This window comes from Ignavibacteriales bacterium (assembly GCA_026390815.1).
Taxonomy (GTDB): Bacteria; Bacteroidota; Ignavibacteria; order Ignavibacteriales; family SURF-24; genus JAPLFH01.
Map to the genome: position 1 here is coordinate 49,038 of JAPLFH010000047.1, position 25,118 is coordinate 74,155.

The 25,118-nt window shown below is 33.9% G+C and carries 18 protein-coding genes; 6 read left to right on the forward strand and 12 right to left on the reverse strand.

The features are described from left to right. Positions 1-13: 13 nt before the first annotated feature. Together serS and leuS are read right to left on the reverse strand one after the other, a co-directional pair. Positions 14-1,291, reverse strand: a complete 1,278-nt coding sequence (serS, locus tag NTX22_14965; GenBank protein MCX6151823.1) for a serine--tRNA ligase — start codon at positions 1,289-1,291, stop codon at positions 14-16. A gap of 71 nt (positions 1,292-1,362) precedes the next feature. Continuing rightward, positions 1,363-3,831 (reverse strand): leucine--tRNA ligase, encoded by a 2,469-nt coding sequence (leuS, locus tag NTX22_14970; GenBank protein MCX6151824.1) that lies wholly within the window; start codon positions 3,829-3,831, stop codon positions 1,363-1,365. Between the two features lie 304 nt (positions 3,832-4,135). Here leuS and lysA point away from each other — a divergent pair, with 304 nt between their 5' ends. The 4 genes from lysA (at position 4,136) to priA (ending at position 9,801) form a co-directional block, all read left to right on the forward strand. Then, the gene (lysA, locus tag NTX22_14975) at positions 4,136-5,410 is read left to right on the forward strand and encodes a diaminopimelate decarboxylase (protein ID MCX6151825.1); all 1,275 of its coding nucleotides are present in this window, start codon (positions 4,136-4,138) and stop codon (positions 5,408-5,410) included. Positions 5,411-5,489: 79 nt separating this feature from the next. Then, positions 5,490-6,542: an LD-carboxypeptidase gene (locus NTX22_14980; GenBank protein ID MCX6151826.1), complete on the forward strand. Its 1,053-nt coding sequence runs from the start codon at positions 5,490-5,492 to the stop codon at positions 6,540-6,542. Positions 6,543-6,653: 111 nt separating this feature from the next. Beyond that, positions 6,654-7,199, forward strand: coding sequence for a hypothetical protein (locus NTX22_14985; protein ID MCX6151827.1), 546 nt, complete (start codon positions 6,654-6,656; stop codon positions 7,197-7,199). 136 nt (positions 7,200-7,335) lie between these two features. Then, positions 7,336-9,801: a primosomal protein N' gene (gene priA, locus NTX22_14990; GenBank protein ID MCX6151828.1), complete on the forward strand. Its 2,466-nt coding sequence runs from the start codon at positions 7,336-7,338 to the stop codon at positions 9,799-9,801. A gap of 405 nt (positions 9,802-10,206) precedes the next feature. Here priA and NTX22_14995 read toward each other — a convergent pair whose 3' ends face one another. Further along, a complete protein-coding gene (locus NTX22_14995) occupies positions 10,207-11,034 on the reverse strand; it encodes a YIP1 family protein (protein MCX6151829.1) in 828 nt (275 codons plus the stop codon). A gap of 181 nt (positions 11,035-11,215) precedes the next feature. Here NTX22_14995 and NTX22_15000 point away from each other — a divergent pair, with 181 nt between their 5' ends. Both NTX22_15000 and NTX22_15005 read left to right on the forward strand, forming a co-directional pair. Further along, entirely contained in the window at positions 11,216-12,589 is a 1,374-nt protein-coding gene (locus NTX22_15000) for a tryptophanase (protein MCX6151830.1), read from the forward strand. 182 nt (positions 12,590-12,771) lie between these two features. Continuing rightward, a complete protein-coding gene (locus NTX22_15005) occupies positions 12,772-13,353 on the forward strand; it encodes a DJ-1/PfpI family protein (GenBank protein ID MCX6151831.1) in 582 nt (193 codons plus the stop codon). A 78-nt stretch (positions 13,354-13,431) separates the two neighbouring features. Here NTX22_15005 and NTX22_15010 read toward each other — a convergent pair whose 3' ends face one another. The 9 genes from NTX22_15010 to NTX22_15050 form a co-directional block, all read right to left on the reverse strand. Then, the gene (locus NTX22_15010; protein MCX6151832.1) at positions 13,432-15,867 is read right to left on the reverse strand and encodes a phosphodiester glycosidase family protein; all 2,436 of its coding nucleotides are present in this window, start codon (positions 15,865-15,867) and stop codon (positions 13,432-13,434) included. A gap of 171 nt (positions 15,868-16,038) precedes the next feature. Next, positions 16,039-18,435 carry a cytochrome c biogenesis protein CcsA gene (gene ccsA, locus NTX22_15015; protein MCX6151833.1) on the reverse strand — a complete coding sequence of 799 codons (2,397 nt, stop codon included), beginning with the start codon at positions 18,433-18,435 and terminating at the stop codon, positions 16,039-16,041. 14 nt (positions 18,436-18,449) lie between these two features. Next, entirely contained in the window at positions 18,450-18,842 is a 393-nt protein-coding gene (locus NTX22_15020; GenBank protein MCX6151834.1) for a cytochrome c maturation protein CcmE, read from the reverse strand. After that, positions 18,842-18,994, reverse strand: a complete 153-nt coding sequence (locus NTX22_15025; GenBank protein ID MCX6151835.1) for a CcmD family protein — start codon at positions 18,992-18,994, stop codon at positions 18,842-18,844. Before NTX22_15025 ends, NTX22_15020 begins: the two co-directional genes overlap by 1 nt. A gap of 138 nt (positions 18,995-19,132) precedes the next feature. Beyond that, positions 19,133-19,858, reverse strand: a complete 726-nt coding sequence (gene ccsA, locus NTX22_15030; GenBank protein ID MCX6151836.1) for a cytochrome c biogenesis protein CcsA — start codon at positions 19,856-19,858, stop codon at positions 19,133-19,135. Positions 19,859-19,892: 34 nt separating this feature from the next. Next, positions 19,893-20,552 (reverse strand): heme exporter protein CcmB, encoded by a 660-nt coding sequence (locus tag NTX22_15035; protein ID MCX6151837.1) that lies wholly within the window; start codon positions 20,550-20,552, stop codon positions 19,893-19,895. Positions 20,553-20,643: 91 nt separating this feature from the next. Further along, positions 20,644-21,273, reverse strand: a complete 630-nt coding sequence (locus NTX22_15040) for an ABC transporter ATP-binding protein (protein MCX6151838.1) — start codon at positions 21,271-21,273, stop codon at positions 20,644-20,646. Then, positions 21,266-22,963, reverse strand: a complete 1,698-nt coding sequence (locus NTX22_15045; protein MCX6151839.1) for a hypothetical protein — start codon at positions 22,961-22,963, stop codon at positions 21,266-21,268. The genes NTX22_15040 and NTX22_15045 overlap by 8 nt, the downstream gene beginning before the upstream one ends. Next, positions 22,960-25,104, reverse strand: coding sequence for a VCBS repeat-containing protein (locus NTX22_15050; GenBank protein MCX6151840.1), 2,145 nt, complete (start codon positions 25,102-25,104; stop codon positions 22,960-22,962). The genes NTX22_15045 and NTX22_15050 overlap by 4 nt, the downstream gene beginning before the upstream one ends. Positions 25,105-25,118: the final 14 nt, after the last annotated feature.

Below are 25,118 nucleotides of genomic sequence, written 5' to 3' on the forward strand. Positions count from 1 at the left end.
ATTAAATTCACTTTTAATCTATAAAATTAAATTCCGTGTATTTTTGGAGAACCTTTGGTACAGTAATTTTTCCATCTAAAGTCTGGTAATTTTCTAACAATGAAACCATCAGTCTGCTGGTAGCTAAACCAGAGCCATTGAGTGTGTGAACGAATTCGGGTTTCTTTGTGTCTTCTCTTCTGTAGCGGATATTTGCACGTCTTGCCTGAAAATTCTCAAAGTTACTGCAAGAAGAAGCTTCCAGCCATCGATTCTCTGCTGGCGACCAGGTTTCAATATCATAACATTTTGCTGCAGAAAAACTTAGATCGCCGGTGCAAAGCAATAATATTCTATAAGGAATCTGCAATGCTTTTAGAATATCCTCTGCATCGTTTACTAATTTTTCCAATTCATCAAAAGAGGTTTCTGGTTTTACAAATTTTACCATCTCAACTTTATTAAATTGATGAACGCGCAGAAATCCTTTAGACTCTTTACCATAAGAACCAGCTTCTCTTCTAAAGCACGCAGAATAGCCAACGTAACAAACCGGTAAATCTTTCTCTTCAAGTATTTCATTGCGATGCAAGTTTGTAATGGGTACTTCTGCAGTTGGAATAGGGAAGAGATCATCCAGCCCAATTGTGTACATATCATCAGCCATTTTGGGCAATTGTCCCGTACCTTCCATTGAAGCGCGGTTTACAAGGAATGGAGGAAAAATTTCTGTATAGCCATGTTTCTTGATATGATAATCGAGCATAAAATTAATTAATGAACGTTCCAATGTAGCACCTTTTCCTTTGTAAACAGGAAAACCACTTCCGGTAATTTTAGCTCCGCGTTCGAAATCTAAAATATTTAATTTTTTACCAAGAGTTACATGATCTTGTTTCTTCTCAATATTTTCAAAAGAGAATCCTTCCGGCATCCATCGTCTTACTTCAACATTTTGTTCCGCTGTTTTTCCAACGGGAACAGAAGAATGAGGGAGGTTTGGGAGGTACATCAAAATGTTGGTCAACTCTTCTTCAACATTTTTTAACTGAGAATCGAATTCTGAAATTTTATCACCAACCAACTTCATCTCAGCAATAACAGCGGAAGCATCCTGACCAGATTTTTTCATCTGCCCAACTTGTTGCGAAACTTGATTTCTCTTCGCTTTTAATTCATCGGTTTGAATTATTAGTTGTCTGCGTTTCTCATCTAAAGCTACAACTTCATCAATTCTATTCTTTTCATTTTTATTTTCTATTCCTTGCTTAGCAAGTTCCGGATTTTCACGAATGAGTTTTAAGTCTAACATAAATTCCTTCTATTTATAATGATAGAAATCAGAGCTTTCAATTCTGAATTCTGTTTTCTGTATTCTGAATTCTACTTTACTACAATATTATAAATCTTATTCTTTACAAAGATTTCTTTAACAACTGTTTTTCCATCTGTGTGGCGTTTAACTGATTCTTCATTAAAGGCAATTTCCTTAACGAACGATTGCTCACTGTTATTCGGTACTTCAAGCGTCGCCCGTAGTTTTCCATTAATCTGGACTGCAATAGTAACTTTATCTTCAACCAATGCTGCTTCATCAGGTTGAAAACTTTTTGGTGCTTCAAAGATTGATTTGTCATTTCCAATTAATTTCCAGCATTCTTCGCCAAGATGCGGCGCAATTGGTGCAAGCATTGCAGCAAATCTTTCCAATGTGTACGCCTGTAAAGATGGATTGCATTTTTCAAGATTCTTTAGCAGCTCGTTCATTAATTCCATTAAAGAAGCAACTGCTGTGTTAAATCTGAAGTTATCAATCTCTTCATCAAACTTGCGGATGGTTTGATTTATTTTTCTGTAGACGAGTTTTTCATCTTCATTCAAAGCAGCAATTTCAAATTTTTCTAAGACAAAATTATTCTTTATTATTCCTTCAAACTTAGTAAATAAATCAAAGGAGCGTTGAACAAAACGATCAATACCAACAATGCCATGATCGTTCCAATCGCCGCCAAGATCGTATGGACCCATAAACATCATATAAAGACGAAAAACATCAGCTCCATATTTCTCAATAAATATATCAGGGTTAACAACATTACCTTTCGATTTTGACATCTTTGCGCCTTGATTTGTAATTGTGCCCTGGTGTATCAAGGTGGAAAATGGCTCATTGCTGTTCGTCATTCCAATGTCGCGGAGAAATTTGTGGATGAATCTGGCATAAAGCAAGTGCATGGTTGCATGTTCTGCACCGCCAACATACATATCAACCGGAATCCATTGGTTACCTAAATCCACGTCGAACATCTTTTCTTTGAAGTTTGGATTTAAGTAACGGAAATAGTACCAGGAAGAATCGACAAATGTATCCATCGTATCCGGATCTCTATGCGCTTCACCACCGCACTTTGGACATTTTACATCCATAAAACTTTTATTCGTAGTTAAAGGCGATTGTCCTTCTCGCTTAAATTCAACCTGGTATGGAAGTTCAACAGGTAATTCGTTTTCACTTACCGGAACTTCACCACACTTTTCACAATGGATAATCGGAATAGGTGTTCCCCAATAACGCTGACGCGAAATTAGCCAATCGCGTAAACGATAATTTACTTTCCGCTTTCCTAAATTATTTTGTTCAAGATAATCGGAAATTTTTTCAATTCCATCATCAGAGTTTAATCCGTTAAAACTTCCTGAGTTTATCATTGCACCTGCTTCAACAAAAGCTTCAGTTAATTCTTCTTCGGGATTTTTACCTTTTTCTAAAATTACTTTTCGTATTGGCAAATTAAATTTTTTGGCAAATTCAAAATCACGTTCATCGTGTGCAGGAACAGCCATAACGCAGCCGGTACCGTAAGTAGCAAGTGCATAATCTGCAATCCAGATCGGCACACTTTCGCCATTAACAGGATTAATAGCGTTTACACCTATTGGCACTCCGGTTTTTTCTTTTACAGTTGATGTTCTTTCTATTTCTGTTAAAGATTTAATCGATTCTTTGTATTCATCAACTAATTTTTTATTTGCTGGGGCAGTAAGTTTATCTACAAGTGGATGTTCCGGTGCAAGTACAACATAAGTTACACCGTAGAGAGTGTCCGGTCTGGTTGTAAAAACAGTAATCTCATCATCAAAACCATCAATCTTAAATTTAACATTTGTTCCAACGCTTCTACCAATCCAGTTCTTCTGCATTAATTTGGTTTTCTCGGGCCAATCAATTTTATCTAAATCCCGTAAAAGCTCATCTGCATAATCTGTTATTTTAAAGAACCACTGGGTAAGATTTTTTTGAATAACTAAAGTTCCGCATCGTTCGCAGGTACCATTTGCAAGTACCTGTTCGTTAGCCAAAACAGTTTGGCAGGAAGGACACCAATTTACCGGTGCTTTTTTTCTGTAAGCTAATCCTTTTTTATACATCTGAAGAAATAGCCACTGGTTCCATTTGTAATATTCAGGTAGGCAGGTCATCAATTCAGCATCCCAATCATACATACAACCCATATGTTTTAGTTGAACGTGGATGTCTTCAATATTTTTCATTGTACTATCGTAAGGATGAACGCCGGTTTTTATTGCATAGTTTTCTGCCGGCAAACCGAAAGCATCATAACCCATAGGTTCAAATACGTTATAACCTTTTAATTTTTTAAAACGTGCCCAGGAATCCGTTGGACCGTAATTATACCAATGTCCAATGTGAAGCTTTGCTCCTGAAGGATATATGAACATTACAAGGCAGTAAAGTTTTTTCTCTAACTTAGTCAGATCAGTTTTGTGAACATTATTGTAAGTCCAGTAAGCTTGCCATTTCTTTTCAATTTCGTGGTGAGGATAACGCATAAATTTACAATCATTTTGTGAAAAATTAGGTTTAAACTTATCGAAAAAGGATTGGTTTATCAAGCCAGGATCGGTTTTAGCAGTTACCCGGCAAAATTTCCGAATTGAAAATTGAGAAATGTACAAAACTATTTTATTGGATTGCCATAATCTCTTTTTCTTAAGAGTGAATTACAGCAACTTTCCTTCAATCAATTTCTTTCATTTACCCTTATCTTAAAATAAAGTGTTGATGAGCTTTATTTTCTTACACAATTACTCTATTTTTACACAAAACTTTCTATCACAAACTGTTTGATATAAAATGAATTTATTGGAATTAGGCTCATTTCACTATAAAGAAAAAAAACTTTACTGTGAACAAAAATCAGTTGAAGAAATTGCTGAAACTGTTGGAACTCCGGTTTTTATTTACAGCAAGAATTATCTGGTTAACCAATACAAAGAATTTGATAAAGCATTTGTAGGGATTAATCATAACATTTTCTTTGCGATAAAATCAAATTTTAATCTCAATGTTATTAAAATACTTCTCGATCAAGGTTCTGGAGTTGATGTTAATTCTGGCGGCGAATTATACAGAGCATTAAAAGCTGGTGCAACTCCAAATAAGATTTTATTCTCGGGTGTTGGAAAAACTGCTGAAGAAATTAAGATGGCATTGCAACACGGGGTTAAATTAATTAAAGCTGAATCATTAAGTGAAACGAATTTGATTGACAAGATTGCCGGTGAGATGAAAAAAACCGCTCCAGTTGCTATCCGGATAAATCCCAATGTTGATGCAAAGACTCATCCTTATATCTCTACAGGATTGGCAGAAAATAAATTCGGGATCGATTCATCAAAAGCAGAAGAAATATTTCTTGAATGTTCAAAACTCAAAAACATTCGCCTTTGCGGAATTGATATGCACATTGGTTCACAGATTACATCCATCGAACCATTTGTAGAAGCAATTGAAAAGATGGCGGAACTTTTTAAGAAATTGAAATTGTCCGGAATTCCATTACAGCATTTTGATATTGGTGGTGGAATGGGCGTTATGTATAAGGAAGAAAATTTCTTTTCACTTTTTAAGCTAAGCGAAAGAGTTAAAGAAATCCTGCTTCAACTTGATTGCGAAATACTATTTGAACCAGGACGTTTTTTAACGGCAAATGCTGGAATTCTTGTGGCTGAAATTCAGTATATAAAACAAAACAGAAATAAAATTTTCTTTATAGTTGATGCTGCGATGACCGAATTATTAAGACCAACTTTGTACGGCGCATATCATCATATTCAACCTGTTAAGATAAACGACAGAAAAGATATTATCGTGGATGTGGTCGGACCAGTCTGTGAGAGCGGCGATTTTTTGGCAAAGGATAGAACAATAACCGAATGCATCGAAGGAGAGAAACTTGCCGTGCTGTCTGCCGGGGCTTATGGGATGGTTATGTCGTCAAATTATAATGCACGAAGGAGACCACCAGAAGTAATTGTAGATGGTGACAGATTTTTTATTTCCAGAAGCAGAGAATCTTTTGAACATTTGCTTTGGGATGAAAAAATTATTGATGAGCTTCATACATAATTTAATTTTATAATAGAAATGGAATATTGGAATAATGTAATAGGTTTTCCTGATCATTCAATAATTGAAATTTACCATTATGCATCGTAGAAAATTTTTAACGGCAGTTTCAATTGCCTCAACATTTCCTTTTTTGTACAAAGAAGCATTTGCAAATTCATTTGTTAATCCAAACGAAAATATCATCAAACCCCCAAAATTAAAATTTGGTGATACTGTTGGACTAATAGCACCGGGAAGCAATATAACAGAGGATGAGTTAAATGAATCTGTTAAGAATCTGGAAGCACTTGGATTCAAAGTCGTTTATCGGAATGATATTTTAGCAAAGCACGGCTACCTTGCCGGCACTGATGAGAGGAGAGCATCTGAAATAAATGAAATGTTCAATCGTAAGGATGTAAGCGGAATTATTTGTGCACGCGGAGGATATGGCTGTGCAAGAATTCTTCATCTAATTGATTATCAAACGATCAAACAGAATCCGAAAATAATTATTGGTTATAGTGATATAACCGCTTTGTTGTATGCGATTTTTCAGAAAACAGGTTTGGTAACTTTTCATGGACCTGTAGGAATTTCCACCTTCAACAATTTTTCCAAACAAAATTTTGCTGATGTGTTATTAAATCCTTCTTCAGAATTAATTCTTTGGAATGCCAAAGATGAAAATGAGAATAACATTAGCAGAAAATCTGCAGTAATAAGGAGCGGAAAAGCCACTGGTAAAATGGTTGGTGGTAATTTATCTATCGTAGTATCAATGATCGGAACTGAGTATGATATCGATACTTCTGGTAAAATAATTTTTCTTGAGGAAGTAGGGGAAGAACCATACCGGGTAGATAGGATGCTAACACAAATGATTCAAGCAGGAAAATTTTCTAAAGCTGCGGGAATAGCTCTTGGTGTATTTGAAAAGTGCGAACCAAAAGAAAAAAATGCGGAATTTAATTCTTCTTTTTCATTAACGGAAGTTTTGTTTGATAGACTCTTTAATCTTGGAATTCCAGTTCTTTACGGAATGTCTTTTGGACACATAACTAATAAATTTACATTACCATTAGGAGTTACTGCCCAACTAAATGTTGATGATCAGACTCTTACGTTGCTTGAAACAGCAGTTCATTAGAAAGTTAGCAATTGGAAAACTGCAATCCGTAATTAAAAGTCTTGTTTGCCAAAAATAAATTTGTTAAACTTCTTTTAGTTTTTAAGTAAAATTTAAATTAGCGGGGAAGTTATGAAAATTTTATCGGTCTTCTCTTTGTTTGTTTTATTCGCGACTTTATCCGGTTGTTTAATCGGGCACAAAATAGTTTACATTGTAGATGTGAACAAATCTGGTCCAGGCACAGCTACTGTCTGGTATAATAATATCCGATCTGATGCCACTAATGACCAGGAATTTGAGGAAGATAAGAATAATCTTTTCGATTATATGCTAAAGAGTGATAAATTTATAAAAGATATGAAAGCAGAAGGCAAGACTATCACATCCAGAGAATTGATTATGGAAAAAGAACAGTTGAATGGAAAAGCTGTTTACTATTTTACTAAACTTAGCGATGTGGAAAATTTATCCTATGAAGAAGGATTTTACTATTTAACACTTGCTCTTGATGACAGCGTTGTTGCAACAAATGGAGAAGTTATTAAATCGGCTAAATACAAAAGAATTCTTTGGGATGAGTCAATTAATCCATTGAAGTTTGAAATCCTGATTGAACCAACAGAAGGAACAAAGACAAAATCATTAGCTGAGTTTTATTCTAAAGGAAATGATTAATTGTTTCTTCGAACTGTTTAGGTCGAAGTAAAAGGCAAGGTTTTCCAATATACTTCTCTCATTAAAATTTAAGAGCGATGATAAAAAATTATTTTTCTACTTATTTCATTCCCGGATAACCGGACTTTTTTTTAAAATGTACGCAGAAATTGTTTTCCCTCTTCCATTTAGAAATACATTCACGTATTCCATTCCTGATGACCTGATTGATCTTGCAAAGGTTGGTGTTCGGGCAGTTGCGCCATTTGGCAAACGGATTCTAACCGGATTTATAATCAATCTTTCTCCAACTACTGATGTTAAAGAAATTATTAAACCGATTCAGGATATTCTTGATACAACTGAAATCTTTACAAAGGATTCACTTAAATTCTACGAATGGGTATCAGATTATTATCTGAGCTCATTGGGCGAAGCTTTAAGAAATGCGGTTCCGTATGGAATAGAAGTAGAGACAAAGAAAAAAATTGTTGGCGATAAAATTATTTGCCAGGAATTACTTCTGTTGGAAAAAAATCAAAAATCAATAAAAGCAAAAATACTTTCTGTACTTGCAGAAAGGGAAGTTGTTAATTTAGATTATCTGCAAAAAGTGATTAAGAAAAAAAATATTTATTCCGCTTTACGGGAATTAGAAAAGCAAGGAACACTTACAATCCTTAGTGAATTGGCTAAAGCTAAAGTTGGAATTAAGAAAGTTAAATATGTAAAACTTGCAAAAACTTTAGATGAAGTTTATGAATTCATCCCCGAAATCGAAGGGCGCTCACCTAAGCAAGTTGTCGTTCTTCTCGAATTGATTTCAAAAAAAAGTGAGGCGATTGCATTAAGTGAACTTCTGAAAAAAACTAAAGCTTCACAATCTTCTGTTGATAGCCTTGTTCAGAAAGAATTAGTTGAAGTTTTTGACAAAGAAATCGATAGGAAATTTGAAGAAACTTATTCGGAAGATTTTAAGAATTTCAATCTGACAACCCAGCAGCAAAAAATAATTGATGAAGTTACTGTTAATATAAATCCAAGTACGTTTGCCCCTTACTTACTACACGGCATAACCGGCAGTGGTAAAACCCAGGTTTATATCGAACTTGCAAAAAAAACTTTGGCATTAGGAAAAAATGTTTTGATCCTTGTTCCGGAAATATCTCTTACGCCACAAATTACATCCCGGCTTTATAACAGTTTTGGAAATCAAATCGCAGTTGTTCACAGCCGCATGTCTTATGGTGAAAGATATGACACCTGGAGAAAAATAATTTCTGGTGAATACAAAATTGTTGTTGGCGCTCGCTCAGCATTATTTGCCCCATTGGAAAATATTGGTCTTATTGTAGTGGATGAAGAGCACGACTCAAGTTACAAGCAATATGATCTTGTACCAAAATACCAGGCACGGGATGCTGCTGTTGTAAGGGCAAAAATTTCTAATTGCCCAATCGTTCTGGGTTCTGCTACACCGTCAGTAGAAAGTATGTACAACGTAAGAACTGGGAAATATAAAATTCTTGAGTTAAAGGAACGGGTAGATGATGCAAATCTGCCGGTAATAAAATTAGTTAATGTTCTTATCGAGAAGAAAAAGAAACGGATGGAGAATATTTTTTCCAAACTTTTGCTTGATGAAATTGCATTGCGATTGAAAAAGAAAGAAGGAGTAATCATTCTTCAAAACAGAAGGGGATTTGCAACCAATGTGTATTGCGAGGATTGCGGTGAGATTGAAACCTGCAAAGATTGTTCAGTTCCTATGGTTTTTCACATAAACAAAAATACATTGCAATGCCACTATTGCGGCTTTATAAAACCAGTACCTAACGCTTGTACAAATTGCGGTTCGTTAAGTATAAGATATTTTGGAATTGGAACTCAGCGCGTAGAAGATGAATTAGATTTCTATTTTCCAGATGCGCGGATAGAAAGAATCGATTCTGATTCAATTTCAAAAAAAGGAGAGCTTGGATTGATACTGAACCGATTCCGCAAAGGTGAAATTGATATTCTTGTGGGAACGCAAATGGTTTCTAAGGGACTTGATTTTTCGAACGTAACTTTGGTTGGTGTAATTTCTGCCGAAACAAGTTTATGGATGCCTGATTTTCGGGCAGATGAAAGAACTTTTCAACTGCTTACTCAAGTTGCAGGAAGATCCGGTAGAAGTAAAACAGCAGGTGAAGTCTTAATCCAAACGCAAAATGAAAAACATTTTGTTCTTCAAAAAGTTTTAGCTAATGATTATGAAGGATTCTATCAAAAAGAAATTTTGTTAAGAGAGCAAATGGGTTATCCACCATTTACAAGAATTTGCTTAATTGAATCTAAAGATGAAAATGAAGACAATGCAAAAGGTGCCATAAATGATTTCTATAATCATCTCCTTCAATATAAAAAAGGATTACGAATAACCTCACCATTACCAGCAATAATTGCAAAGCTGAAGAAGAATTATCGCTTTCATATTTTGATTAAGAGTGATAGAAAAATAGATCCCGGTGGAGCTTATCTTCGGAATGCTGTTCTAAATTCTTTTATTCAGTATAAACAAAAATCCCGTTACAGAAATGTAAAGTTGTATTTTGATATTGATCCGCAAAGTATTGTTTGAAAAACCAAATAATAATTTCCAATTTCCAATTTCCAAATCCCAATTCCCAAATAAATTTTAAACAAGTAATACTAATATCCAAGCAACCTCTTTAAGGAGTTTGATGTTTGAAAATTGTTATTTGTTTGTTATTTGGAATTTGGTGCTTAAAAACTTGATCTAAACTTATTTCAACAACATTCGATTATATATTTAAATTAGAAAGGCTACAAAATTGTACCAATAGCTTTCCTACTGAAAGTGTAAATTGAGCAGCCATTCAATTAAATTTCAAAATATTATTTCTTCTAAAGGTTGTTTCGTTTAGTATAACGATTCTAAGAGGGGAAGAACTATATATTTTTAACTCCACAATCTGATTGAAATTAGTGCGACTCTCTAAAAGAGAGTCGCATTTTTTAATATTTACATGTTTAGAAAACTTAAAAACGGTACTGCTTTAGCAATAAAGAAAGTAATCAATCCCCAAACTATCCAAATTGAGTAAACAGTAATCAAACTCTTTTTTACATCTTGCGAATTAAACATCTTTGCAATACCAACACCAGTAACATATAATGCCCAAATTGTTAATGGATCAACTTTTCCTAAAAGAAATCCAGTGTATGTTGATTTGTCCATTCCCATTATTGAAGCAATGCTTAATCCAACAACTAATTTGTTCATAAGAAATGAAATTATAGTTGTGATAATAATTGTAATTATACTTATATAATAAGGTAAAGCGTTTGCTACCATTGCCGAAGCATATGCACCTTCTCCTTTTAAGACAGACTTACCAACCAGCAAATAGATAAGTGAAACAATAAAGAAAACAATGAACAAAATAACAATTGTAGAAACAGCTTGAATTGCCATCATCGCTGCACCCGTGCCACCTTCCATTCGATTCCTTACATTCTCCATTTGTTCATCAGCTTGTTCTTGGGTCATTTGCCCTTTAGCTACAGCATCATCAAAACTTTTTTCAACTGTTTTAATCTGCTTATCCATAGCTTCTTGTTTGATGGCAGGATTGCTCATCATAAAAAAGTTGGCAAGGATTGCAATAACTACCATTAACATTACTGGAATAAACCAGTCTTTAGTTCTCGGTGGGAATTTGGCAACCTTTTCAAAAGTTTTTGACGGCTCTGTAAAAATGCCAGTCATCTTATCTGTGTGGCTTAATTCCTGTTCTTCCTGCTCATCTGGTGCTGAAGTAGGAATCTCCGGATTGTAATTTTCGTCCATTTTAATCTCCACTTATGTTATTAAAAAGATTTTTTTTATGAAGATGAATTACTCGTGAAGCAAAATAAGAATTTATTTCATCTTTGGGAATTAAAATTAATAATATTTTTTTGTCAAATAGACCCAGCTTGCCAATCAAAATGTAAACGAGTAATTTTCTTGTAAACAATTTAGGAAAGATATGAAGACAATAATTGAGCCGTTCAAAATTAAATCGGTTGAACCAATTAGATTTACGACCAAAGCAGAACGAGAAGTAATTATAAAAGAAGCTGGCTATAATCCATTCCTTATTCACGCCGATGATGTTTTGATTGATTTGCTAACAGACAGTGGCACTTCTGCTATGAGTGCGAAGCAGTGGAGCGGGATTATGGAGGGCGATGAAGCATATGCTGGTTCAAAAAGTTTTTACCGCTTTGAAGCAATGGTAAAAAAAATTACAGGGATGAAATTTGTAATTCCAACACACCAGGGAAGAGCAGCTGAAAAAATATTGTTTTCTATTGTTGGAAAACCGGGTAAATACTTTCCAAACAATACACACTTTGATACTACGAGAGCGAATATAGAATTCACCGGAGCAGAAGCAGATGATTTTATTGTTGAAGTTGGCAAACATCCGGAAATACGGGCTGATTTTAAGGGAAACATGGATACTGTTGCACTTGAAAAATTTATTGTTGAAAAGGGAAGAGATAACATTCCTCTTTGTATGATTACAATTACAAACAATTCCGGTGGCGGGCAGCCAGTCTCCATTCAAAATATAAAAGAAGTAAAAGATGTTTGTAATAAATATGGTATTCCGCTTTTTATAGATGCCTGCAGGTTTGCTGAGAATGCTTACTTTATAAAAAAGAGGGAAACTGGTTATAAGGATAAATCAATTTTAGAAATTGCCCAGGAAATTTTTTCTTATGCTGATGGCGTAACAATGAGCGCAAAGAAAGATGGATTGGCAAATATAGGCGGTTTCCTTGCAATGAATGATGATTCTCTTGCAATGAGCTGCAGAAATCTTTTAATTGTAACCGAAGGCTTTCCAACATATGGTGGATTAGCGGGGAGAGATCTGGAAGCTATAGCTCAGGGTTTGGAGGAAGTGCTCGATGAGAACTATCTTCAATACCGGGTTCGTAGTGTAGAATATCTTGGTGATAAATTAGTGAATGCTGGTGTGCCTATCATCGAACCACCGGGCGGACATGCAATTTATATTGATGCAAAAAGATTTTTACCTAATGTACCACCCGAAAAATTTCCCGGTCAGGCAATTGTTAGCGAGCTTTATATTGAAGGAGGAATTCGTTCAGTTGAAATTGGAAGCGTAATGTTTGGTAAGTATGATCAAAACGGAAAGTTAATTCCTCCAGCAATGGAATTGGTGCGGTTAGCAATTCCTCGCCGCGTTTATACTCAGAGTCATATTGATTATGTTTCGGAAGTTGTAATTGATGTTTACAAGAAAAGAGCAAGACTAAAAGGCTACAAAATTATTTATGAAGCTCCGATGCTCCGGCACTTTACAGCAAAGTTTGAGATGGTAAAGTGAGTAGATTAAAAGGTAAAAAGTTGAAAGTAAAAAGTCGGAAGAAGAAAAAATTTAGTTAACACCATACCTTGCGTTTGATTAAAATCTTTTTAATTTTCTAAGCAGATTAGTAACCAAGATTGCAACAAGTTATAATTTCTTTGGTATAAATTATTGAATTACAAACAAAAAAGGAGTTCATTATGGGCGCAAAGAAAATCTTAATGTTGGTTGGCGACTTTGTAGAGGACTACGAAGTTATGGTTCCTTTTCAAATGTTACTTATGGTTGGGCACAAAGTAGATGCTGTTTGTCCGGATAAAAAAGCTGGTGACAAAGTTAGAACTGCAATTCACGATTTTGAAGGAGACCAGACATACAGTGAAAAACCGGGGCACAATTTTGTTTTAAACGCAACCTTTGAATCAGTTAAAGCAGAAGATTATGATGCATTGGTAATTCCTGGTGGACGCGCACCAGAGTATCTTCGATTGAATACCAAAGTGTTAGATATAGTAAAGCATTTTGCAAACGCTAAAAAACCGATTGCGGCAATTTGTCATGGTCCTCAAATTCTTGCTGCAGCGGGAGTATTATCTGGTAAAAGCTGCTCAGCTTATCCGGCAGTTGGACCAGAAGTTACTGAAGCTGGTGGGAAATTTCAAAACATTCCAGTTGATAAAGCATTTGTGGATGGTAATCTTGTAACCGCACCAGCCTGGCCAGCGCATCCGGACTGGATTGCCAAATTCTTAGAAGTACTTGGAACAAAGATAGAGTTGTAAGAAAATAATTTCCTCCTCCTTATTGGAGGGGGAAATTATTAATTTTTATTTATCCAAAGATGGATTCACATCAGATATTCATTTTACTAATTGCATTTTTTTAGAGAATGATAAATCACCTGCAATTAATTTGTACAGGTAAACTCCGGATGAATGCTTGGATGCATCCCATTCAATTTTATAAATTCCAGGTGAATGTTCTTTCTTAATAAGAGATTCAACCTTCTTACCAAGAATATCATAAACGGCAAGCTCCACTTCAGCATATTGTGGAACGGAGTATTCAATTATTGTATTCGGGTTAAAAGGATTTGGGTAATTCTGTTTCAGTCCGAATTTTTCAGGAAGCAAGTTGTCTTTATCACCTTTAACATCAGTTGAAATAAAATGAACTTTCAAATCATCAAAAAAGAGAGTTCCTTTATCTTTCTTAAGATCGCTGGTTTCTGCAAGATAGATGCGGAGAACCGAAATTGGGAAAGTTAAAGTTGCACTTGGGTTAGCCCAGCTTGGAATCGCCTTATCAAGTGGTACTTCCAAATATTCCCATCTATCAGTCCAATCAATTCCGGGCGTTGCAGAAGTTAAATCCAACAAGAATTTATTATTATTCTTATCCTTTAGTTCACATCTAAGCCAATGACCTTTTCCATCACCATAAACATTAATACCAATTGCTTCCGGGGTTCCGGAGATTGGAATATCACAGCCCAGGTTTAAATTAGTTGTTCCGCCGGTTGCCAGGGAATATTCTAATTTACCGCTCATTGGAACAGAAACATATTTGCTGTTATCAAAACTAAATGAACATTCGCTTAAATTTATTTTGGTCCCGGAAATTGTATAAGTTCTTGCGCCCGAAAAGTCATCTAGAATAAAATATTGTTCAACACCAATCTTTACATCTACAGTATCAGCAGCTTCCTCGTATTTCGCAATAATTTTTCCTTCGCCTGTTTTTTCTGCAGTAAAAATCCCGCTGTTTGTAATTGTTCCTATATCTCCAGTTAATGTCCATTCATAATTTGCTTTTGAAATTTGCACACTGTTGCCATATGAATCGAACGCACTTGGGAGCATTTCCTGAACCTGTCCGATTTGAAGAACAACCGGATCTGGCGTTAAAATAATTTTTGTTATAGATGAGATATGAACTAATACTGAATCTTTAATTGAATTAAGTTGGACAAAAACATAGCCATTAGCGGAGGAATCCGTTGTGGATAAATTTCCCGTAGCATCAATTGAACCAAGTTGATGATCGCAACTCCAGGTAATTGAACTACCTGATGTACTTAATGGATTATAATATTCATCGTATGCTGAAGCAGAAAATTTTATGTTTCCCCCTTTTATAACAAAAACTTTTTTTGGAGATATTACAACATGTGCAAGGGGACCGGTTGGTGCTGTGCTAACAATAAAAACTCCATTAGCAACCGTTCTTTCACCACCTCCATCTGATGGTTTATTTTTGAGTGCACCTCGAACCACCATTGTTGTAGAACCTCCGCCATCCAAATTTATTCCCTGGTAAACATTCCATTTATCTTTCATATATTTCCCAAGTTCATAGTAAGACATTCCAACTGACCAACCGGGCTGTCGTCCATCAACAGTAATAAAATAAATTGTAAGAGAATCTTTAGAAAAGCCAACTGCTGTTCTGGGATGCCTGTCTCCATTTTCACTGTTTGGAATACCATTAGTAACTAATTTTACATTTCCACCAACAGCTTGCATAAGTTTATATAGAGCAGGTTTAATTAGAATGATTAATTTTAGCGTGTCGCCGACATTTGCTTTGGCTAAATATTTACCAGCTTGTCCGCTTCCGGAAATAACCGAATATGTTTTTTGAATTGACGAATTACCATTTGTATCTGCCTTGGTTACAATACATTCCATTGTATCATTAACAACCCAACCATTTATTGGCTGAATTGTTATTTCATTTGTGCCTTTTGGTGAATGTGTTGAACTTCCGAAAAAAGAATTATACAGGGTTGCTTTGCCGGATTCAAAAAGTTGATTTAAGTTAGCAATGCTTACAGAAGAATCTTTAGTGACTAATAGGGAAGCGCTATAGTTAAATGTTTCCAGCAAAGGATGTTTGAATTCATCCATTGCAAATGCCACGCGGTTTATAGGTTTATAAATCAACTGCCCATCAATTATTTGGATGTTTGTTGGTTCTCCGGTAGCGGTATTGTAAAAATCTCCGTTAATTGCTCCAACAATTTTATGTCCTTCTTTGTCATATCTTTTAGATGCAGAGGACATTGTTTCAAAAGAAAAAAGATTATCCTTGGCTTTAACAGATTCAAGTTTTAAAAAGGGATTTTTTAAATCAATTTTTAAAATATCAAAATTCCATGGTCCACCTTCAATAATCTGATCGTGATAATAGATTACACCAGGACCAACAATAGTACTATCCTGAGCAAAAATATTATACTGGAAGCAGAAAATTGAAGATAAAAGAAAAAGAAGTTTGAGGTTAAATTTGAACATTGCATAACTCCAAATAATTGTAAATACAAGAATGATCTACTGTTAATGTAAACCGCTGTGAAAAATAATAATTATTCGGTTATTGTGGTAATAAAAACTAAAATAAAAACAATTTATGAGCTGGAAATGAAAGCGGAGTAAATCTACTCCGCTTTTTATAGAAAATGATCATTATTGATTTGATTCTTTTGCTCTTCTAATCGCAGAAATAAAAAATCCCATGGCAGTAAAAATAACTCCAAGCCAAACCAAGTTTATAAAAGGTTTTACGCTTGCTTCAACCATTAAAGTTTCATTTGGTGTTACGTTTGTTTGTTCACCATTTAACTTGGATAAAATAAGACTAACTTTACCGCCCGCTTCTAAGTTTGTCATATCAACTTTCAAATTAGCTTCTGCAATTTCTATAGGAATGAATTCTCTTTGACCCTTAGTGCTTTTCATAAATACTTCAATATCTTTAGATTGGTTATTGAACTCAACCTTCAATTTTGCACCTATTTGAAAATCGCCGCCAGCCATCATTGTGCTCATAGCTTCTTTCGGAAAATCAAAACTTTCAAAGGAAATTTTACTTCCTTCAAATGTTGTTGAACCACCTTTTTCTAAAGTAATCGGGCTGCCCTTGGATTCAGTCCCGTCTTCAAAACTTGTTGGTTCGATATACAAATCCTTTGTTAATTTTTTTAGTATATCAGGCTCGCGCATAAGACTGTTGTTAAATGCGCTTACAAACATAACCGGCGAAACAACAGATGAAGAGTTCCCTTTTTTAACTTCAATATTGAATTTATATTTTTGTCCTTCATCAAAAGGCTCATATCCATTGAATGTAAGAGTGTAACCAAAAGCTTCCTGCGGCTGACCTTTTGGTAACTTAACTGCAACCTTTTCAGAAAAGTGTGCAGTTCCAACAATTCCAAGCAAAAAAACAGCAATTCCAATGTGCGCAACATAAGGTCCAATCATTCTGATATTACCACGGACAATTTTATATGCAATTTCCAGATTTACAAAAAGAGCGAATGATGTTGTAAGCGTTAAGATGAACATCATAACGCCGTTAATGCCGCCAATAATAATAATTAGAAGTGTAAGAATAACAGCAGCCGATACAGAAAAAACTGATTTCTTAAGTATATCTTTTCCATCAGTAAATTTCCATTTTAAAAGAAGACTGAAGCCATTTAGAATTCCAATAATAATTGCAATAGGCAGATTAAGTTCATTATAAAATTTTGTTTCTACTGCACTTCCAAAGATTGGAGCCGAGGTACCAACCAAAACAATTAATGCTGAAGCCATTATGGTTACGGCACCGGTAAACAAAGCAAGTTCGCGGTTAAGAAGATTTTTATATTGCTCAGTTTGCTTGCTTAAAAATTTCCATCGGTAAATCATCATTGCAATTCCAATTAAGGTAAATGTGCTGATGAAAATTATGAGAAATAAATAAACTGTGTAACCAGGATCTGTAAATGAATGAACAGAAGCATCACCAAGAATTCCGCTTCTTGTAAGGAATGTGCTGTAAAGAACGAGAACATAAGTTAAAATACAAAGCAGCAAATTAGTTTTAGCGAATTCACCAATTCCGTCATTACCAGTTTTGCTTAAACTTTTTTTCTGAACCAGCAAAGTATGAACAGATGCAACACCAACAAGCCAGGGAACCAGACTTGAGTTTTCCACAGGATCCCAGCCCCAGTAACCACCCCAACCTAAAACTCCATACGCCCAATAACCACCAAGCATTATTGCAAATCCAAGGATCATTGTTCCAGAGAGCACCCACGGCATTGCTTGCTTAACCCATTCCTTATAATCGTTTTTCATTAATGCTGCAATTGCAAAAGCAAAGGGAACTGTTGACATTGAAAAACCAGTAAATAACATCGGTGGATGAATTTGCATCCAGAAATTCTGTAATAAAGGATTTAATCCTTTCCCCTGGATTATAAAATCTTTTATTGCGATTCCGCTGTTAACTAAAATAGCATGCAGTTGTGGTCCCATTTTAACAAAAGCCTGTCCATTCGTGTTATCTGTAAACAAAAAACTTTGTATGAATGGTAAACTTAAAATTGATGGGCTTATATTTTTTGTGCTGATAAAACTTTCTTCCATCCAAATGTAAGCAAATGGATTTTTTAACAATGGAGAAATCATAGTTAAAAGGAATGCTGCTGACAGAGTAAAGACTGCCATCAATCTTGGTTCTAAATCGCTGCGTTTAGAAGAGTATTGTTGAAGTACAACGCCAACAATTACGGTAAATAAAGTCCAAAGAAAAAAACTTCCTTCCTGCCCAGCATAGAAAGTAGAAATCAGCAATCCAAGTGGAAGACCGCTTCCGCTATAATCATAAACATATTTATATTGGTACTGGTGAGTTAAAACTGCATGTAGTAAAAGAGTTGCCGCAACAATTACAAAAATTGCCATTGCATGATAACTGATTCTGGCAATATTTAGTGTGTTATTATACCCACGGTAATTAAGAAAATACATAACAGAAGATAATACACTAGCAATTAATGCCAGAGTAAGTAAAATACTTCCAACCATAAAAGCTCCTTTCGCTATAAGCTGCTGGTTTTAATTTGGGGCTTCCCCTCGTATTTGGATGGACATTTAGTTAAAACATCTGTTGCGTGGAAACAACCATCTTTATATTTACCGGTAACAACCACGCTTGTAGCTGTTTCAAAATTATTAGGAATAGAGCCATTGTAAATAACTTTCATTTCCTTTCCCTGGGCATCTTTCATATAGAAGGTGAAAGTTTTCTTTGCATGATCGAGTTCATAATTTCTTTCACGAACCCAGCTTCCGGTAGCTTTGAATGTTTTTCCTTTAGCTTGAACTACACTGAAATTGCTTTCGTATTCAATATTAGTTTGGGTAAACAAATACACCATAAGTGAAAGAAAGACAACTATAATTATTCCCCCGAAGATATATTTATTTTTCATTACTGTTTTTCTCCTTTAATTTCCTTCTCAACATGCTTAATTCGCTTATCAAGACTGAGTAAAAATATGAATATTCCTGTCCAAACTACAAGGACAATAAAAAGGACAATGTAGATTGAATTTTTTTCTAAAAAGCTAACTAATCCTTCCAAGGTAACACCGTTGTTAATTTATAATTGATAATTTATAATTGAATAATATTTTTATAACTGGAGATTAGAAATTGTTGACTCGTGTTCAAAATTTCTATTGTTTATTTCCATCTTCCATCATACATCTTCCATCTTTTCTCATCCTACCGCTTTTTGTTCAAGTTTATCTTTAAAGATGATCGATTTGTAGTTAAGTACCCACATCCAGAAAAACAAAATTGTGAAAGCAAAAAGTGATGTAAAAAAAACCAGACGCATATTCGCATTCATCTTAAAATCCACAACTGGACTTGCGCTTTTAACAATTTTACCTGTGGCTGCATCAATTTCTAAAGAACCGGGATGCAATCCAATCATTATCCTTGGCATAATAAAAATGAAAAATGGCACTGTTAAAAAAGAAATAATTAAATAAACTGATGACAAAGTAGCTTTCTTATCTTCCTGCTCGATTGCAGACCGCAGAGCGAAAAAAGCGCCATATATTAAAAGTAAAATGAAAATGCTTGTTTCGCGAGGATCCCAATTCCAGAATGTGCCCCAGTTAAATTTTGCCCAAATTGAACCGGTAACTGTAGCAAGGATGCAAAATATAATTCCAATTTGTGCTGCCGCATAAGCTTTGGCATCGTCATCCATATTTCTATTTTTTAAATAACGGATTCCATAAATGAGTGAAACAAAAAATGCTACCACCGTAAGCCAGGCTGTAGGAACGTGAAAGAAAATTATTTTTGCCTTTTCCTCTAAACCCGGGATGATAGGGAATTGATACCATGCTGTTGGATGTTCAACAATCGGGAAAGATATTCCAGCTATTGCAACAAACACCATCAATACAAATAAGATTATTTTCCAGATCATATTGTTTTTCTAATGTTAATTTGATTATAAGATACTAATCTTTCCAAATAAAATCGAATAGTAAAAATGAAGCAGTGAGAATTACAACATCATAACAAAATAACACTGCCAGCTCTACCATTGAATCGCCTACTGAATTACCATCCATTGAAAATTTTGTTAGCTCAAGAAGAATTAAAATTAATGGTAATAGAATTGGAAATGATAAAACCGGGTATAAAGTTCCCTTGGAACCAGCTTTTGCTATAATTGCTGCAATAATTGTTGATGCAGCCGCTATCCCAAAATTACCGAGTACAAAAGCAAATAAAAATAAAGTTAGATTTTTTATTATAAATGCCTCGAATAGAAGCGAGTACAAAATGGCAATCACGATGTTCATTGCAAAAACAAGAATTAGATTGAAAAGCAGTTTACCGGAATAAACTGTATTTGGTGATGCAATTAGCTGGAGAGTTAACGTTGTTCCTCTTTCTTCCTCTGAAACAAAAGCACGGGAAAGACCAGACATTGCAGAAAAGAAAATTACCACCCAAAGCAATCCGCCGGTAAGATATTCGGATATTTTTTCAGTTCCTATTGAAAAAAGAATAACGCTTATGGTAACCAATATGAACATTGCCAAAGCATTAATTGCGTAGCGTGTTCTAACTTCCGAATGAAAATCTTTTTTAAAAAGTGCGTATGCTTTCATATTAACTTGTTAGCTTCATTTGAAATTGTGTAACACAATAATGTTGCTAAGTGTTTATCAATAACAATTTAGCAATTTAACAATGAAACAATTATTTATAATCTTCTAATTGAATTTTATCATTGCAAAGTGCCAAATCGCTTTCCTCATTTGATGCAATAATAACAATTGAAGTTTCGGATTCAGCTTTAATTATTTTATACACAGATTCTTTTCCTGGTATATCCAGGTTCGATGTCGGCTCATCCAGCACTAATAATGGTGGTGAGTGCATAAGTGCAAAAATAAATTTGATGCGTTGTTTCATTCCAGATGAATAACCTTTTAATAAATCATTCCGCCTGTCATAAAGCAGAAATTCATTAAGCAATGAATCAACTTTTTCCTTATTAAAATTTATCCCTCTTATTTTTGCAGAATATTCCAAATTTTCCTGGGCTGTGAACTCATCATACAAAACAAGATAAGGAGAAACAAATCCAATATAATCGTGCATCGCTTCACTTTCAATTTCTTTTTCGTTTACTTTATGAGTAATCTTTCCTTTGGTTGGGGAGATTATTCCAGCTATAATTTTAACCAGGGTAGATTTTCCTGAACCATTTTTGCCTGCAATTCCCCATATGCCATTGGTAGAATAAGAAAAATTCACGTTCTTAAAAACGATTCGTCTTCCAAATGTTTTGGTAATGTTTTCGCCAGTTAGAAAATAATTATTCATTAAAGATTACTAATTTACCTTTTTTGATTTTGTCTACGGAATCAGTAACATAAATATAGACACCGGAAGGGAGCCTTTTATTCTTATTATCAAGCCCAGTCCATTGCATAACGAATTTATCTCGTATTTTCATTATCGTACCTGTATTTTTATATACAAGATTCATATCTATAGAGTAAATGTAATAATTTGCCATATTATCTATATTATTTTCAACAGGTAAATTTATCATGGAGTATTTTCTGTAACTGAAAGGATTAGGGAATGCAAAATCGATAACATCGTAATAATATGTGGTATCAGTTAGAAAATTATTAAATATGTTTGTCTCGGTATAATCATCTTTATTGTCTGCTTCAAATTTGGAATAATAACTATTCGCAATATGTTTACTTCCATCGGCATTAAAGTTATAAATCCAAAATTTTGATTGGAAATCGCTGCCCGGTGAATTTAATCCGGATGTAAAATCACCATTTGTAATCAATGAATAAATCGTGTCGATATAAGTACCATTGTTACAAAGTATTTCAAGATAATTATTAGAAAGCGGTTTAGTGGTTACTGTCCATGGTGGCTGTGATGAAGGAAAGTTTATTTTATAGGTAGAGCTAATAGGGCCATAACTTGCTCCTTCCTTAAAATATTTTCCATCAATTTTTCTTTTTTTTGTAAAGTAGCACCAGATTCCAAATGTATTAAGTTCATGTTTAAATGAAGTTTGATGTTCTGCCAGACTTTGATTTATTGCTGTTAGTGCCCGGTCTTGTTTATATAACTCCCACTGGTGTTTTATTATTTCAAAACCTATGTCACCAAACTTTTCTTTTAGATAAATATTCCAAATCGCTAAACTGTAACCGTCATCCTTCGGTTGTGAAAATGATCTTTGCGGATTATTAAAATATACTCTGAGATATTGGTAATAATCATTTACACTATCAAATACAAATTCTTCCATTGAAGTAGAGGTCATTTCATGAAAATATCTATCCTGGAGATCAAATTTATAGTTTCCCCCCTGAATAGCATGGTGAAGTTCATGTGCTGCTGTAACAAGAGCTCCATTAATACCATAAGTAACGACAGGATCTGAATTAGAAAAATCATTATCTATTAGTATATATGAAGTAAAAATGCTTTTACCAATAGCATTTTCAAAATCTGTTTCACCATAACCATTATATTCGATAATATAAATATCAAATAAATCATCACCGCCTTCACCATTATCTTTAGGAGGAGGAGGATACTGTAAATATCCAACTTCAAAAGAATAAGATGAATCAAAAGCTATAGCAATTTGTTTTGCATTTTCATAAGGTGATAGATTAGTAAAATATTTGGGGGTATTCAAACCTATTGTATCGAAATGGATTCGGAAAAAACCGGAAGCTGATATTATACTTTGCTGTAAATTCTGTCTTACAATAAGTGGGCGTAAAATGGCTCTTTGGTTTTCGGATAAATTATGAAAGTTGAACCTTAATTCATTAACTAATCCTGTACCACATTTGTTAGTTTCTTCTACTGAACTTTCTAAAATTGGTCTTTTTATTTCGTGAATTTTAGTTCTTTGACTTATATATTTTGAAAAGACTGAATCCAGGTTGGATTGAATTTTACTTTGTGAGAAAATAATTTCAAAACTAATAAAAAGAATAATTATTGTTAAAAAAACTTTTTTCACGTAAGCTCTTTAATGGTTATACAATTTTCAGAATTGTCAATATAAACCAGGTGATATTTTTTTAAATTCATATTCTTTATAAAAAAACTTTCCAAATTTTTAATGCTTACCAGCTTTGATGGTAAAAGAAGCCGTTTCTTGTAAATGATGTCTATCTTGGTAACAAATTCTTGCTTATCATTAAATGCTGTAAGTTTGTTCAATCCATTATATCTAATTTCGCCAAGTCTAACGCTGGACTCATCTTCAATATGCAAATCGGAGAATTGCTTATCCAAATTTATTTTGTAAGTTGAATTACCAAAAGACAATACACCAACTTTGCCCGATTTTTTTGTTATAAAACTTATTGCGTCAATTTTATCCCGATTAAAAATATCTCCGGTTAAAAGTGTAATATTCTTAAAATCAATATCCGGTATGGAGAACTTAAATGCAAAGGATTCGGGTTTTAAATCATTGTTTATAATCAGCTTGCTAAAAGTAATTGACTTTTGTCCTTTTTCCCAATAAAAAATTGCCAATGGATTTTCGAGTACTAATTTGGCATCAATAACATTAAAAGCAAGTTTAGTGGAATTTGAAGAAGAGTATCGGAAATCTTTATAAGTTAAAATTGAAAGCCCAAGTTCGCCATCCCGATTTGACAGGACAAATATACTGGCTTTTTCTTCGCCATCGTTTTTTTGAATCGTTAAATCGTTTATTGGTCCAATCGTATAAATTTTATCTTCAATAACTAAATTAGATCTGAAATCAACAGAGAAAATTTCTATAAATCTTTTTCCTTTAGTAAAACAATAAAACGTTTTTCTTAGTGCGTCAACATCATCAATTACAAGATTTTTAAAATTTTCTTGTAGCTTTATAATCAATGCTTTTGCAGGTATGCCTGATGAATTTCTGATTAAAAGATTCAAAGTAATATTGTCTTTATCAAAATAACATAAATCAAAAATCTTGTCGTTACCACTGTCAAAATAGTTTATTCCATAAATTGAAGAACCTAAAGCAATTTGAGTGCTGTCGGAAATTATTTTCATTCTATCTAACAGATATAATTTTCCCAAACTGCTGTAAGCAAGAATTCCATTAACAAACCTGCTGTAAAAAGGGATAATATCAACTAAATAATTTTTCTTTAAATAAGTTAATTCTGGAAAAAATAATTCATGGTCTTTGGCAAATAAAATCGAAACAACGGAATTGGTAACATTCAAATAAGCAATATCAATAAAACCATCACCGTTAAAATCAGCAGTTAAAATTTTATTTGCTGGTTTAGAAGTTGGGACATAAATTATTTTATTATATGATGAATATGCATCGCCAAGTAATATTTGGATTTCGTTTACGGTAGTAACAATTAAATCCTGGTAACCATCCAGATTAAAATCAGTTGATTGAAGCGCAGAAATTTTTCCTGTAATTTTAATTGTTCTAATTTCCTTAAATCCGCTTGAACCAATATTAAAATAGAACTTTAATGAATTTGCAAGCAAATCTACCGCTGCTATATCGAAATAACCATCATTGTTCAGATCAACAAAATTTGCCGAAGTGAATAATCCTTTATTAACGATTTTTTTTTCAATTAATTTGTTTTCAGATAATTTAAAGAGGGATAATCCCTCAAACGAACTACCACTTACTAAAATTTCTTCTATGCCGTTTTTATTTACATCTGCCACGCTGATATTTTCTGGGTAGGACTCCAGTTTTTTTTCATTTAAAATCCGGGCATTTGCAGCAGCCGAAAACTCCATTAAAGCAATTCTTCTGTTTTTTCTAGAGATTGAAACGAATAAATTACCAATCAATTTTCTATTGATGGATTTTATTGCAGATATTTCTATTGGAATTGAGGATGCTTTTGGTTTTGCAAATTTGAGTTTTGGATCTCCATGGTAAGTTATAATATTATTCCCCGATCCAAAAAGAACCAGGTCGCTGTAAGAATCATTATTGAAGTTGAGTGAAAAAATTCCCTTATAACTTGTATCGGCATTAAAACTTTCATATTTGCAAAATCCGTTTATTGGAATCTGCGGGAAGATAAAACCGGGTAATGTTAATAGAAAAGTAAATAAGGTAAAATATTTTATTAGATTTTTAATTTTTACTTTGAACAATTTAAACAATTTGTTATTTCAAA

Bases quoted from the DNA above. Each gene is read 5' to 3' on its own strand.
- lysA (MCX6151825.1), top strand. From the start codon at position 4,136: ATGAATTTATTGGAATTAGGCTCATTTCACTATAAAGAAAAAAAACTT.
- NTX22_15000 (MCX6151830.1), top strand. From the start codon at position 11,216: ATGAAGACAATAATTGAGCCGTTCAAAATTAAATCGGTTGAACCAATT.
- NTX22_15010 (MCX6151832.1), bottom strand. From the start codon at position 15,867: ATGTTCAAATTTAACCTCAAACTTCTTTTTCTTTTATCTTCAATTTTC.
- leuS (MCX6151824.1), bottom strand. From the start codon at position 3,831: ATGCGTTATCCTCACCACGAAATTGAAAAGAAATGGCAAGCTTACTGG.
- NTX22_14995 (MCX6151829.1), bottom strand. From the start codon at position 11,034: ATGGACGAAAATTACAATCCGGAGATTCCTACTTCAGCACCAGATGAG.
- NTX22_14980 (MCX6151826.1), top strand. From the start codon at position 5,490: ATGCATCGTAGAAAATTTTTAACGGCAGTTTCAATTGCCTCAACATTT.
- NTX22_15005 (MCX6151831.1), top strand. From the start codon at position 12,772: ATGGGCGCAAAGAAAATCTTAATGTTGGTTGGCGACTTTGTAGAGGAC.
- ccsA (MCX6151836.1), bottom strand. From the start codon at position 19,858: ATGATCTGGAAAATAATCTTATTTGTATTGATGGTGTTTGTTGCAATA.
- ccsA (MCX6151833.1), bottom strand. From the start codon at position 18,435: ATGGTTGGAAGTATTTTACTTACTCTGGCATTAATTGCTAGTGTATTA.
- NTX22_15040 (MCX6151838.1), bottom strand. From the start codon at position 21,273: ATGAATAATTATTTTCTAACTGGCGAAAACATTACCAAAACATTTGGA.
- serS (MCX6151823.1), bottom strand. From the start codon at position 1,291: ATGTTAGACTTAAAACTCATTCGTGAAAATCCGGAACTTGCTAAGCAA.
- NTX22_15035 (MCX6151837.1), bottom strand. From the start codon at position 20,552: ATGAAAGCATACGCACTTTTTAAAAAAGATTTTCATTCGGAAGTTAGA.
- priA (MCX6151828.1), top strand. From the start codon at position 7,336: ATGTACGCAGAAATTGTTTTCCCTCTTCCATTTAGAAATACATTCACG.
- NTX22_15020 (MCX6151834.1), bottom strand. From the start codon at position 18,842: ATGAAAAATAAATATATCTTCGGGGGAATAATTATAGTTGTCTTTCTT.
- NTX22_14985 (MCX6151827.1), top strand. From the start codon at position 6,654: ATGAAAATTTTATCGGTCTTCTCTTTGTTTGTTTTATTCGCGACTTTA.